This window comes from Janthinobacterium sp. C22 (genome assembly GCF_057919405.1).
On sequence record NZ_CP193659.1, the window covers coordinates 1,445,182 to 1,457,541 of the forward strand.

At 61.9% G+C, this 12,360-nt stretch carries 15 protein-coding genes and 1 pseudogene; 10 read left to right on the top strand and 6 right to left on the bottom strand.

What is annotated here, in order from left to right:
• The first annotated feature begins 5 nt into the window (after nucleotides 1-5).
• The 5 genes from hutG (at nucleotide 6) to ACRHIG_RS06650 (ending at nucleotide 5,522) form a co-directional block, all read left to right on the top strand.
• A complete protein-coding gene (gene hutG, locus ACRHIG_RS06630) occupies nucleotides 6-809 on the top strand; it encodes an N-formylglutamate deformylase (RefSeq protein ID WP_489629712.1) in 804 nt (267 codons plus the stop codon).
• A complete protein-coding gene (locus ACRHIG_RS06635) occupies nucleotides 794-2,182 on the top strand; it encodes a formimidoylglutamate deiminase (RefSeq protein WP_489629713.1) in 1,389 nt (462 codons plus the stop codon). Before hutG ends, ACRHIG_RS06635 begins: the two co-directional genes overlap by 16 nt.
• Nucleotides 2,182-2,757, top strand: coding sequence for a HutD/Ves family protein (locus ACRHIG_RS06640; RefSeq protein ID WP_489629714.1), 576 nt, complete (start codon nucleotides 2,182-2,184; stop codon nucleotides 2,755-2,757). The genes ACRHIG_RS06635 and ACRHIG_RS06640 overlap by 1 nt, the downstream gene beginning before the upstream one ends.
• 11 nt (nucleotides 2,758-2,768) lie before the next feature.
• Nucleotides 2,769-3,995, top strand: a complete 1,227-nt coding sequence (gene hutI, locus ACRHIG_RS06645) for an imidazolonepropionase (protein ID WP_489629715.1) — start codon at nucleotides 2,769-2,771, stop codon at nucleotides 3,993-3,995.
• An 81-nt stretch (nucleotides 3,996-4,076) separates the two neighbouring features.
• Nucleotides 4,077-5,522 carry a glycine betaine ABC transporter substrate-binding protein gene (locus tag ACRHIG_RS06650; RefSeq protein WP_489630757.1) on the top strand — a complete coding sequence of 482 codons (1,446 nt, stop codon included), beginning with the start codon at nucleotides 4,077-4,079 and terminating at the stop codon, nucleotides 5,520-5,522.
• A gap of 11 nt (nucleotides 5,523-5,533) precedes the next feature.
• Here ACRHIG_RS06650 and ACRHIG_RS06655 read toward each other — a convergent pair whose 3' ends face one another.
• Nucleotides 5,534-5,713, bottom strand: a complete 180-nt coding sequence (locus ACRHIG_RS06655; RefSeq protein WP_034746290.1) for a hypothetical protein — start codon at nucleotides 5,711-5,713, stop codon at nucleotides 5,534-5,536.
• 59 nt (nucleotides 5,714-5,772) lie between these two features.
• Here ACRHIG_RS06655 and ACRHIG_RS06660 point away from each other — a divergent pair, with 59 nt between their 5' ends.
• A complete protein-coding gene (locus ACRHIG_RS06660) occupies nucleotides 5,773-6,066 on the top strand; it encodes a hypothetical protein (RefSeq protein WP_475416578.1) in 294 nt (97 codons plus the stop codon).
• Nucleotides 6,067-6,295: 229 nt separating this feature from the next.
• Here the strand turns inward: ACRHIG_RS06660 and ACRHIG_RS06665 are convergent, their stop codons facing one another.
• A complete protein-coding gene (locus ACRHIG_RS06665) occupies nucleotides 6,296-6,802 on the bottom strand; it encodes a GNAT family N-acetyltransferase (RefSeq protein ID WP_489629716.1) in 507 nt (168 codons plus the stop codon).
• Entirely contained in the window at nucleotides 6,799-7,743 is a 945-nt protein-coding gene (locus ACRHIG_RS06670; RefSeq protein WP_489629717.1) for a DMT family transporter, read from the bottom strand. Before ACRHIG_RS06670 ends, ACRHIG_RS06665 begins: the two co-directional genes overlap by 4 nt.
• A gap of 181 nt (nucleotides 7,744-7,924) precedes the next feature.
• Between ACRHIG_RS06670 and ACRHIG_RS06675 the strand changes: the two genes are divergently transcribed.
• Nucleotides 7,925-8,056 (top strand): hypothetical protein, encoded by a 132-nt coding sequence (locus ACRHIG_RS06675; protein WP_489629718.1) that lies wholly within the window; start codon nucleotides 7,925-7,927, stop codon nucleotides 8,054-8,056.
• A 22-nt stretch (nucleotides 8,057-8,078) separates the two neighbouring features.
• On the opposite strand, the gene ACRHIG_RS06680 is transcribed toward ACRHIG_RS06675, so the two are convergent.
• The gene (locus tag ACRHIG_RS06680) at nucleotides 8,079-8,528 is read right to left on the bottom strand and encodes an outer membrane lipoprotein (protein WP_034780449.1); all 450 of its coding nucleotides are present in this window, start codon (nucleotides 8,526-8,528) and stop codon (nucleotides 8,079-8,081) included.
• 137 nt (nucleotides 8,529-8,665) lie between these two features.
• A complete protein-coding gene (locus tag ACRHIG_RS06685; RefSeq protein ID WP_353659899.1) occupies nucleotides 8,666-9,094 on the bottom strand; it encodes an Mpo1 family 2-hydroxy fatty acid dioxygenase in 429 nt (142 codons plus the stop codon).
• Here ACRHIG_RS06685 and ACRHIG_RS06690 point away from each other — a divergent pair.
• The gene (locus ACRHIG_RS06690) at nucleotides 9,084-10,133 is read left to right on the top strand and encodes a hypothetical protein (protein ID WP_489629719.1); all 1,050 of its coding nucleotides are present in this window, start codon (nucleotides 9,084-9,086) and stop codon (nucleotides 10,131-10,133) included. The two genes, ACRHIG_RS06685 and ACRHIG_RS06690, sit on opposite strands and share 11 nt — an antisense overlap.
• Nucleotides 10,134-10,199: 66 nt before the next feature.
• Nucleotides 10,200-10,709 carry a DNA-deoxyinosine glycosylase gene (locus ACRHIG_RS06695; protein ID WP_489630758.1) on the top strand — a complete coding sequence of 170 codons (510 nt, stop codon included), beginning with the start codon at nucleotides 10,200-10,202 and terminating at the stop codon, nucleotides 10,707-10,709.
• Nucleotides 10,710-10,846: 137 nt separating this feature from the next.
• Here ACRHIG_RS06695 and ACRHIG_RS06700 read toward each other — a convergent pair whose 3' ends face one another.
• Nucleotides 10,847-11,932, bottom strand: coding sequence for a hypothetical protein (locus ACRHIG_RS06700; RefSeq protein WP_489629720.1), 1,086 nt, complete (start codon nucleotides 11,930-11,932; stop codon nucleotides 10,847-10,849).
• A gap of 308 nt (nucleotides 11,933-12,240) precedes the next feature.
• Here ACRHIG_RS06700 and ACRHIG_RS06705 point away from each other — a divergent pair.
• Nucleotides 12,241-12,357, top strand: a pseudogene (locus ACRHIG_RS06705) (DNA-deoxyinosine glycosylase); the annotation flags it as partial.
• Nucleotides 12,358-12,360 lie beyond the last annotated feature (3 nt).

The following is a 12,360-nucleotide window of genomic DNA, read 5'->3' on the forward strand; positions in this document are numbered from 1 at the left end:
CAGGCATGGATTTTCGCTTCAACGAAGGCAGCATCCCGCTGCTCGTGTCGATGCCCCACGTGGGCACCGACATACCGGACGATATCGCCGCGCGCATGACGCCGCAGGCCTTGGTCAAGGCCGACACGGACTGGCATTTGCGCGAGCTGTACGGCTTTTTGCAGGAGATGGATGCGTCCGTGCTGTCGGCGCGCTGGTCGCGCTACACCATCGACTTGAACCGCCCGCGGGAAGACACGAACCTGTACCCGGGCCAGGATACGACGGGCTTGCTGCCCAACGATACCTTTCACCGCGAGCCGCTGTACCTGGCCGGCAAGGAACCCGATGCGGCCGACGTGCAGCGCCGATTGCAGCGCTACTGGGCACCGTATCATGCGCAGCTGCGCGCGGAACTGGACCGCCTGCTGCGCGTGCATGGCGCCGTGGTGCTGTGGGATGCCCATTCCATCGCCTCGCATGTGCCGCGCTTCTTCGACGGCAAGCTGCCCGACCTGAACTTCGGCACGGCCGATGGCGCCAGCTGCGATGCGGGCCTGACGTCCGCCGTGGTGGATATCGCGCGCGCGCAGGAACAGTTTACCGTGGCGCTCAACGGCCGCTTCAAGGGCGGGCATATCACGCGCCATTACGGCCAGGCGGACAAGCGCGTGCATGCGATCCAGCTGGAGATGTGCCAGTGCCTGTACATGAATGAACCTGGCATGGACGAATCGGCGCCGTTCGGCTACCGGCCCGACCTGGCGGCCCGGGTGCAGCCGCTGCTGCGCCGGATGATGGAAGCGGCCGTGGCATGGGTGGCGCATTGAGTACCGGTCTGTTTGCGCGCCACGCGCTGCTGCCGCAGGGCTGGCGCCGCGACGTGCTGCTGGAATGGGACGCGGCCGGCGACTTGACCCACGTCGAGGAGGGCGCCACGCCGCCGCCAGGCGCGGAAGTGGCCGAATATGTCTTGCCCGGCATGGTCAACCTGCATTCGCATGCCTTCCAGCGGGCGCTGGGCGGCATGACGGAGGTTGCAGGCGACGAGGTTAATCATGTCGCGGACAGCTTCTGGACCTGGCGCGACTTGATGTACCGCTTCGCCCGCCACATCACGCCGGAACAGATGGAGACCATCGCCGCGCAGCTGTTTGCCGAATGCCTGCGCCATGGCTACACGTCCGTCTGCGAATTCCACTACCTGCAGCGCGATGCGGCTGGCGCGCTGTATGCGCGTCCCGCCGAAACGGCCGAGCGGGTGCTGGCGGCGGCGCGCGTCAGCGGCATCGGCATGACCATGCTGCCGGTGCTGTACAGCCATGCGGGCTTCGGCGCACAGCCCCTCAAACCCGAGCAGGCGCGCTTCCGCACGGGTGCGGACGATGTCTTGCGCATCGTCGAGGCGCTGGCGCCGCAGCGCGGCGGGCAGGTGGAAGTGGGCTTTGCGCCCCATTCGCTGCGCGCCGCCGGTGTGGCGCAGATCCGCGAAGTGGCGCAAGCGCTGCCCGCGGGCCGCCCTATCCACATCCATATCGCCGAACAGCAGGGCGAGGTGCGCCAGTGCCTGGACTACAGCGGCCGGCGCCCGGTGCAGTATTTGTACGATCAGCTCGACGTCGATGCGCGCTGGTGCCTCGTGCACGCCACGCACGTGCAGCCCGACGAAGTGGCGCGGATGGCCGCCAGCGGCGCCGTGGCGGGCCTGTGTCCGACGACGGAAGCGAACCTGGGCGACGGCCTGTTTCCGCTGGCCGAATTCATCGCCGCCGGCGGGCGTTTCGGCGTCGGCAGCGACAGCCATGTGTCGCAGTCGCCGGTGGAAGAATTGCGCTGGCTCGAATACGGCCAGCGCTTGCAGCGGCAGCAGCGCAACGTGGCTGCCACGCCGGAGCAGCGGCATGTGGGCGACTATCTGTGGCAGGCGGCCTTGCGGGGCGGCGCGCAGGCGGCCGGGCGCAAGCTCGGTGCTTTGGCGCCGGGCTGCCGCGCCGATGTGCTGGTGCTCGACGACGCGCACGTGAACCTGAGCGGCGTGCCCATCGCCGATGTGCTGGGCAGTTTTATCTTCTGCGGCAACGACAAGCTGGTGCGCGACGTGCTGTGCGGCGGCCAGTGGCAGGTGCGCGATGGACGCCACGTGGCGCAGGACGCCATCGCTACCGCCTACAAGCGCACCCTGGCGCAATTGAGGGCGCTCTGATGGCGACCTTCATCCCACAGGAATACCTGCGCGCCGCGCCGTGGAAAAACGGCGGCGGCAGCACCATGGAAATTGCCATTTCTCCCCCGGACGCCGGTTTCGGCGATTTTGACTGGCGTATCAGCCTGGCGACGATCACGGCCAGCGGGCCGTTTTCCAGCTTTCCCGGCATCGACCGCAGCCTGATGCTGGTCGATGGGGACAGCGTGCAGCTGACGCTCGACGGCACGCGCAAGGTGGTTTTGAGCGCGGCGCAGCCGATGCTGTGGTTTCCCGGCGAGGCGGCCGTGGAGGCGCAAGTCAAGGGGCCGACGACGGATTTCAATGTGATGACGCGGCGCGACCGCTGCCGCCACCAGCTGGAAAAAATCACGGCGCCGGGCAAGCTGGTACGGCGCAGCGCGGCCACCCTGCTGTTCGTCGCCGGCGAAGGCCACGTGCTGGCGCGCGCAAGCGGCCAGCAGTTTGCGCTGGCCCGCCATGACGCGCTGCTGCTGGACGCCGACGATGCGCAGGAATGGCGTCTCGACGCCTTGCAGCGCACGGCCGTGTTCCGCGTCGACCTGTTCATCTAGGAGAGAAAACGATGCAAGACTGGGATATGGTCATCCATAACGTCAACCTGGCCACGATGGAGCACGGCTACGGCGAACTGCTCGACGCGGCCATCGCCGTCAAGGATGGCCGCATCGCCTGGTTCGGCCCCGGCGACGAGCTGCCGGCCAGCGGTGCGGTGCTGTTCGATGGCCAGGGCTGCTGGCTGACGCCCGGCCTGATCGACTGCCATACGCACGTCGTCCACGCGGGCAACCGCAGCGACGAATTCGAGGCGCGCCTGAATGGCGCCAGCTATGAAGACATCAGCCGCGCCGGCGGCGGCATCATGTCCACCGTGCGCGCCACGCGTGCGGCCAGCGACGACGAATTGCTGCGGCAAAGCCTGCCCCGCGTGCTGGCGCTGCTGGCCGAGGGCGTGACCACGCTGGAAATCAAGTCCGGCTACGGTCTCGATGCGGACAGCGAGGCGAAGATGCTGCGCGTGGCACGCCGCATCGGTCAAGAGCTGCCGGTCACCGTGCGCACCACCTTCCTCGGCGCGCACGCGCTGCCGCCCGAATACGCGGGCCGGCCCGACTCTTATATCGACCTGCTGTGCGCGCAGATGCTGCCCAGGCTGGCCGGCGATGGCCTGGTCGACGCCGTCGACGCGTTTTGCGAACGCATCGGCTTTACGCCGGCGCAAGCGCAGCGCATGTTTGACGCGGCGCAAGGCCTGGGTTTACCTGTAAAACTGCATGCGGAGCAGCTGTCGGACCTGGGTGGCGCGGCCTTGGTAGCCCGCTACGGCGGCCTGTCGGCCGACCATTTGGAATTCCTGTCGCAGGAGGGCGTCGCCGCCATGGCAAAACACGGCACGGTGGCCGTGCTGCTGCCGGGCGCATATTACTTTTTGCGCGAAGTACAGCAACCTCCCATCTCAGATTTGCGCGCGGCGGGCGTGCCGATGGCCGTATCCACCGATTGCAACCCGGGCACCTCGCCCATGACGTCATTGCTGCTGGCGATGAACATGGCGTGCACCCTGTGGCGGCTGACGCCGCAGGAAGCGCTGGCCGGTGCCACGTGCCACGCGGCGCGCGCGCTGGGCCTGCAGCAGGAAACGGGCAGCCTGGCGGTGGGCAAGCGCGCCGATTTCGCCCTGTGGCGCATCGCGCGCCCGGCCGACCTGGCGTATGCGCTGGGCCTGAACCCGTGCGCGGGCGTGGTGCATGGCGGTGTCTGGCGCACGCCGGTGGTAAGCTTGCCGGATTGATCATCCGTCCCGGAGCGCCGCGTGCGTGCTGCTTATTTGCCGTTTTACTTGCTGTTGTTACTTGTCTTCGCCGCCGCGCCCATGCCCTCCCTTGCCATGGACGGTGACACCCTGAAGGTGGGTTCGAAGCGCTTTACGGAATCGTACATCCTCGGCGAGATCATCCAGCAGAGCGCCGCGCCGCACGTCAGGGCGCAGCACCGCCAGGGCCTGGGCAACACGGCCATCGTGCTGGCCGCGCTGCAGGCGGGCAGCATCGACGTGTATGCCGAATACATGGGCACCATCGCCAGCGAAATCCTCAAGCACGACAAACAGATTGATCTGGATCAGATGCGGCGCGAGCTGGCCGCGCTGGGGCTGGGCGTGGCCGTGCCGCTGGGCTTTAACAATACGTATGCGCTGGCCATGCGCGGCGATGAACAATCCATCGCCAGCCTGGCGCAGCTGGCGCAGCACCCGGCCTTGAAGTTCGGTCTGTCGCATGAATTCATCGGCAGGATCGATGGCTGGCCGGGCCTGGCCGCGCGCTATGGCTTGCCGCAGCGCCCGCGCGGCCTCGATCATGGCATTGCGTATGAAGCGCTGGCGCAGCGCCAGGTGGATGTGATCGACATCTATTCGACGGACGCGAAGATCCGCCAGTACGGCTTGCGCGTGCTGGCCGACACGCAGCAGTATTTCCCCCGCTACGACGCCATGCTGCTGTACCGGCTCGACGTGCCGCGGCGCTTTCCCGCCGCCTGGCACGCCTTGCAGGGGCTGCAGGGGCGCATCAGCGAGGGCGACATGATCGCCATGAATGCGGCCGTGGAAATCGACGGCAAGAGCTTTGCCGGCGTGGCGCGGCAGTGGCTGGCGTCCGGCACGCGGGCAAACAAACCGGCCGCCGCGCGCAGCGGCCTGCTCGATAAAATCTTCGGCGACGATCTGTGGACCCTGACGCGCCAGCACCTGACCCTGGTGCTGCTGTCGGTGGCCCTGGCCTGCCTGATCGGCATTCCGCTGGGCGTGCTGGCGGCGTTTTCGGCGCCGCTGCGGCAAACGGTGCTGGCCTTCGTCGGCGTGCTGCAGACGGTGCCGTCGCTGGCCCTGCTGGCGATATTGATTCCCGTGCTGGGCATGATCGGCTTGGCGCCGGCGCTGGTGGCGCTATTCGTGTATGCCTTGCTGCCCATCGTGCGCAATACGTGCACGGGCATCTTGCAGGTGCCGCAAGGCTTGCGCATGGCGGCGCTGGCGCTGGGCCTGAGCCGGCGCGACCGCCTGCTGCACGTGGACTTGCCGCTGGCCTTGCCCGTCATGCTGGCGGGCGTGAAAACGGCGGCCGTGATGAGCGTGGGCACGGCCACCATCGCCGCCTTCATCGGCGCGGGCGGCTACGGCGAACGCATCACCATCGGCCTGGCGCTGAACGACAACGACATGCTGCTGGCCGGCGCGATCCCCGCAGCCGTGCTGGCCCTGCTGACGCAAGGCTTGTTCGAGCTGGTGGAGCGCTGGGCCGTTGCCGGCCGGCAGCACTGACGGCATCACGGTTACAGCGAGTGCAGTTTGGAGCGCACCGAGACGACGGCCTGGTGCAGGATGCGTTCGGCCTGGAAGTCGTTCTCGCGCTGTTCGGCGATGGCTTGCAAGTCGCGCGTGTAGCGTTCCAGGCGGGAACGCAGGTAGGCGCGGTAGATTTTCATGACGAGCGGTTTGGCAGAGACATTCATGATGTGGCTCCCAGTTGCGGAATGATGCGTTCATTTTGTGTGAGCGGAATGCCGCCACTTTGCGTCATATCAAACGCCATGACCCCGGCAAATTGGCGCGTTTGACATTGCGCAATGCCCCCAACGTCGAAGATGCCACACTGAATCTTCCCTGCTCGCCTGGACATCATCAGCCGCGGGCCCTGATTCCATCAAGCATACTCGAGGAGCGTCGCATGGTCATTTTTGCCGTGGTTGCTGGCTGCATCGCCTGCCTGACAGTGTACCAAATCTATAAAAATGCGCAGGGTGGCAGTGGCGTTACGCAACAACATATCGGCTTGCACGGCACATTGATTGAACCACGGAAATAATCAGTGTCATCCAAGCGACACCTGGCACCTGCCTGGCGGATTTAAGTCAAATGTAAGGTCCGGTAAGCAAATGTAAAGGTCGGCGCGGTGACCAGTCGTAGCGTTTATATTGATAACCGTTGATTGCATTCTCCCCCTCCCACTTGACAATGGGTTCACCCCGCGGTGCCGCTAGCCCGCGGGGATTTTTTGGGAACTTGCATTGTCAGTGCCCTCGCTACAATTCCAATCAGGCCGCTTTTGGCGTGCCCGCCGACAATTGCGTCAAGGCATCGCCAGCCACGCGGCAGATGCGCCAGTCCGGCATCACGTCCGCGCCCATGCCCTGGTAGAAGTTGATCGCGTTGTCATTCCAGTCCAGCACCGACCATTCGAAGCGGCCGCAATCGCGTTCGACGGCCAGTTGCGCCAGCGCCACGAGCATCTGCTTGCCATAGCCCTTGCCGCGCACCGATTGCTTCACATACAGGTCTTCCAGGTACAGCCCCTTGCGGCACAGGAAGGTGGAAAAATTGTGGAAGAACAGGGCGAAGGTTACGACCGTGCCGTCTTCCTCGCCCACCAGCGCCTCGCACGCGGGGTGTGTGCCGAACAGGCTGTCGTGCAGCATGGATTCCTTGGCGATCATCATGTGTTCGAGTTTTTCAAACACGGCCAGTTCGTGGATCATGCCGAAGATGGCGCCCACGTCGGATGCGGTCGCGGGACGGATGGCGAGGGAGGAAGAGGTGCTCATGTTGCCTTTGTTGAGGGAGTGGTGGAAAGGGAAGCAATGCTACTCGTCTTGCGCGCGCCCGACGTCAGCGCCCATGCCACGCTGGACAGGCACAGCACCATGCCCACCCATTCGATGGGGGCGGGCCGGTAATGTTCGAACTGTACCGACAGCAGCACGGAAATGACGGGCGTGACGACGCCGATATACACGGTTTTTTGCGTGCCGATGCGCGCGATTAAAGTGAAATACGCGCTGAAGGCGATCACCGAGCCGAAGAGGGCCAGATACAGCAATCCCATCCAGTAACTCGTGCGCGTAGGCAATTGCCAGGACTGGCCCGTGGCGATGGCCCAGGCGGCGACCATCAAGGTACCCCACAGCATGGTCCACGCCATCGTCAGCATCACGTTGCCGGACTGTTCGCGCACTTTCATGACGAGGGCATTGCCCACCGTGCTCGACACGGTGGCCACCAGGGCCAGCATGAAGCCGAGCAGAAAGTGGCCATTGCCGCCGCCGAGCATATCGTGCAGCGCCGCGCCGATGGACTGGTAAAACAGCAGCACGATGCCGCAGATGGCGACGAACGCCGCGCAACAGGTGCTCCAGGTGATCGGCGTGCCGAAGGCGATGCGGTTGAGCAAGGGCGTCCAGAACACCATCAACGCGAACAGCACGCTGACGAGGGCCGACACCAGGTATTGTTCCGAGCTGTAAGTACACACATAGCTGAGGGCAAACGAGGCCAGGCCCTGCAGCAGCATCCATTTTTGCGCGCGCCAGGGCAGGCGCAGGCGGTCGCCGCGCAGCGCGCACCAGGCGAACAGGGTGGCGGACGCCAGGCCGAAGCGGTAGACCACGGACACGGCAGGGGCGACGTCGCCCAGCTGCAAGGTGATGGCCCAGAAGGTGGAGCCCCAGATCAGGCAGGCAATGATGAACAGGAGAGGAGAGGACATCGCGCAAGTATACGGGCATCGCGCGGGGATGGCGAGTATTGGCCGAGCTTGCTCGGGGCCGTCAGGAGACACTCCGGTATTGAGCCAGCGCAGTGCTTCTGGAGAATGTTGAATTTATGAAAATATTTACATTAATATCAAGTAAATATTTTCTGAATTGCATCTTTGAACGGAGACCGCCATGCCAGCCTCACTGCAGATCAAAGTATGGAGCGTGCTTGTGTATGTTCTCGTGGCAACCTTGATGGCCATCTGGCTGCACGAGGGCATGTCGCCCTCGGCCTTGCTGATGGCTGCCGGCGCCTTTGGTTGAAGCCCGTGCGCCGGCAAGCAGATCAGTGGGTGACGCGGGTCTTGCGGCCATCCGACAGCAGGCGCACGCGCTCGCCCGGACGGAACAGCTCGTCCGCGTCCTGCACGATGGCGCGCATGTCGCCATTGTCCAGGCGCACGGTGATTTCCAGGCCGGGTTTGTTCGAGGCGTTCGCTTCGATGCTCTTGCCGGCCATGCCGCCGGCGACCGCGCCGAGAATGCTGGCCGCGATGGCGCCCTTGCCGCCTCCGACGGTCGAGCCGGCCACACCGCCCAGCGCCGCGCCAGCCAGCACGCCCGTGCCCGTTTCGCCCTTGTCGATGGTTACCTGGCGGACGGATTCAACCGTGCCCATGCGAACCGATTGTTCATTCTGCGCCTGGCGCGCGTTGTACACATTCGCCGAGTTCGGTTGTACGGCACAGCCGGCCAGGGTGGCGAGCAATGCCACTGCAATAATTGGTGCTTTCATGTAGGACTCCCTTGGACAAAAGTTGGTTGCCGATTGCGTCGACCGGCAGATGATGACTTATCATAAGGACACTTGTCGCAGATAACTAGTTGCGAATAGTAAAAATCTGTTACCGGTCCCGCGTAACCGCTTGCCGCTCAATACGCCAGCCGCAGGCGCCGGTACAAAAATCCCAGCACGAACAGCGGACCCACCAGCAAAAAGCGCAAGTCGTCGAGAAACGACGGTTTCTTGCCTTCGATCTGGTGGCCGATGAACTGGCCTATCCAGGCCAGCACGAACAGCGCCAGCGACACGGGCAGGATGGTCAGCGGGGGCATGAGCAGCAGCAGGCCCAGCATGGCGGCCAGCATCGCCAGCATGCCCGCAGCAAACGGGCGCGACAGCTTGTAGTAATAGTATAAGGCCAGAATACTGCCGAGCAGCGCCACGCTGGGATGCACGCTCCACAGCAGCCCCAGCAGGCTGAAAACGATCAGCGGCACGCACACGATGTGCACCCATTCATTGACGTGGTTGCGGTGGCTTTCGCCATACTGGGCCAGCAGGGTGTCGATGGTGCGCATGGGCGGTCTCTTGTGTGGAGTTCTGGCTGGAAATTCTACACCGGAACTCAGCCAACCGAACGCAGCGAACCGCCCGCAGAATTGTTGTATTGGAAATTCTGGGCTATTATTTCCAATTGGAAATGTTTTCACCCACTGCACAGATGGAATAAAGGTATCCGTGACATTGCAAGCCAGCCACCCTGATTACCAGCGCTATTCGATGGCGTCCCTGCAACAAGCCCTGTCCGGCGCCGACGGAGCCGATGCGGCACGGCGCCAGCGCATCGAAGCGGAAATTGCCCAGCGCCAGCAGGATGACCATGCGGCAGAACAGCGCCAGTGGGCCGCGCGGCCGCAGGACAAGCCGCTCGATCCGGCCACTGCCGCGCTCAAGGAAGCAGCCGGTCCCTTTCTGCGATCTGCGGGCTATGTGTTGCTGTTCGCATGGGTGGTGTTGCGAGTTGCGGGCTTGCTGGAAACCTTGCAGACAGGTAGCCGGACCTATGTGTTTGGCAATCTCGGTTTGTTGATCTTTGGTGCCTGCCTGGTGCGCGGCAAGCTGCGCGCGGCAGTATGGCTGCGCTGGCTGGCGGTATTCTGGATCGTGCCTGCCGTGCTGGCGATCGATTTCCTGTTTCTGCAGCCGATGTCTCTGACGGTGATGCAATTCAAGCTTGCACCCGGCTATCGTATCTGGTCGGCGCTGGAAGCCGTGCTGTCATTGTGGGTCATTCATTACCTGTATCGTCAGCTGGGTATGCCTGCCGTCATGGCCGCCTGCGATGCCAGGGGGTACAAGCGACGCGATCTGCGCATCCCTGCCATCTGCGGCCTGATCCTCGGCATGACTGGCGTGGCTTTCCAGCTGCATGCCTTGCATGGAGATACGGCTACGCAGGCGCGTGCGATCGTGGCGCAGCGCTATGGATCGGGCTACCAATACCATGTCAACGGCGTCGGCAATGTCGTCACACCGCAAGGCAAATTTCATACGGCACAGGTGCTAGCGTGGGATGACAAGGGCATCATGTCTGTGCCCGTGCAATGGCCCCAGTAAAATAGGCGCTGCCCCCACTCCTGCAGGATGCCGCTTTTGACCCGCTTATTGTCTGTTGAACCGGCCATGCCGGACCCGCGCAAGCGCTGTTTCGCCCCCGTCGTCGATGCCGGCACGCGCCTGCTGATACTGGGCAGCCTGCCCGGCGAAAAATCGCTGGCGCATAGCCAGTACTATGCGCACCCGCAAAATCGATTCTGGCAGTTGATGTCGGAAGTGACGGGAGTAGATTTGGTACGGCTCGATTACACTTCACGTCTCAATACCTTGCTGGAGCAGCGTGTTGGTCTATGGGACGTGGTGGCTGAAGCACATCGTGCGGGCAGCCTCGATAGCAGTATCCGCGACCGCAATGACAACGATTTACTCGCATTGATGGCCAATTTACCTGAGTTGACGACCATTGCTTTTAACGGTGGGACGGCGTCCAAGCTTGGTCTGAAGATTCTGGGCCAGTATGCGGCACGTTATCGCATCGTCCAACTTCCATCGAGCAGCCCCGCCTACACATTGTCCTACGCCGAAAAATCGCAATTATGGCAGGTTCTACGCGGGGTTATCTCGGTCCCCAACTGACATCGAGCGTGCCTGAAATCAACGCCGAACCCGCTGGGATGAGCTAATCATTTCGCTCAGAACGAACGGGATCAGTGTCGCCCGAGGACGTATTGCGGTAACGTATTCCGAATGGACGTGTAAGCTTCGGGCGTGTTTTATGTAACTTTGCCTAAGGCTTGTGCCGATGTCCATTTTACTTCGGCAGTCTCAACAAGCTGTCGAATTGCTTTGAGGTCGGCAACTGCAAATCCATATGTGAAACTCGGTTCAACTTGATTTCTCTTGGACTTGCTCAAGTCGCGATGAACATGATCCGGGCCATATTCGACTTTGTGATGATCAGCCGAATCTATCCGGGCAATTGGCTTCCTCGTAGGGTCTTGAATATTGTATGCGTAATCATTTAGCGCATCTTGACGAATGATTACGCGAAAACCTGAGTTGCGCACAGCGGTTATGGTCTGGCCATCAATTTTTTCAATTACGCATTTCAGTTCGTCGCGCACCATCTCACAGGTCATTTCGATGGTTTGTTGCCCGTGTCGCACGACCTTTGCACCTACGAGGAAGGGGGCCGGAACGCCCATCTTTTCTGAAATGTAGTTGAGCAGTGTTGAGTGATCCTTGGCTTCCGTTTCATGCTGGCCGCAAAGCTGCAAACCAATCATGATGCCCTTTACGCCGATAACTGTAGTCGTAGACATCAGATTAGTCTTCTTTCCACACACCATACAACCGCCATTGGAAGACAGCCAAATACCTTGTTCGACCACTGTGTTCCTGACCCGCCCGTCCAGCAAACCGTTGAATGCCTTGTTGTTTGCCTCCCACCGCGTATGCCAATGCTCGTAACGTTCGGCATAGCGTTTGTCCTCGATCAATGGCGAGAACTGTTCGTCGTTCATCGGTGGAAGCGTTACACCATGCTGCTGCATATATGCGCCAATCTTACCGACAGCCATCAGGTCAGCCGTCTTCATGTAATAAATTCGTGGCGCAGGGAAGTTGTCGGTTGCTGCATAGAAAGCATTGAAATGGAATTCGCCGGCACCGATGTAGATGTGGGTATTGTCGGCTGTCTTCATCATTTGCAGAAGATCACTTTGGCTCTTCATCTCAATGGCGACCACGGGCATGTTCGGCTTCAGCACGTTTACCGCCATGCTCTTTACACACGTGTCCGTATGGCGTCCGTCAAGGCCATAACTGAAACAAATCTGGATCATTTGGCGGATGTTCAAGTTACTCCTTCACTTTCAACTGGCTCAGTATCGAACCGATATGTGTCCGCATTATGCAGAATCAAGTTGATTCCAAAGATTCTTCGGACTTCGAGATTCAATCGGCGAAAACTTACTGGTACTTTCATTAACGCTCCAGTTGCATTCACAGTGGCGCCTGACAGCTACGCTATTCGTAGCGCAACGCAACTATACCCAGAAAACTTGAAAGACTTGAAGAGCGAAAGTGAGAGTCTTGCGCAAGTCGCGGAGAATCGCATGGATGCGCGCCTTTAGGTGCGATTTGAGCCAAAGGGCAACAGATAACCGAAGTGCTGGGCAAGCATGCGCAGCGCTACCGCATCGTCAGCTTGCCGTCGAGCAGTCCCGCCTACACCTTGGCGTATGCGCAGAAATTGCAGGCGTGGCTGGCTTTGCGCCCCTGATGT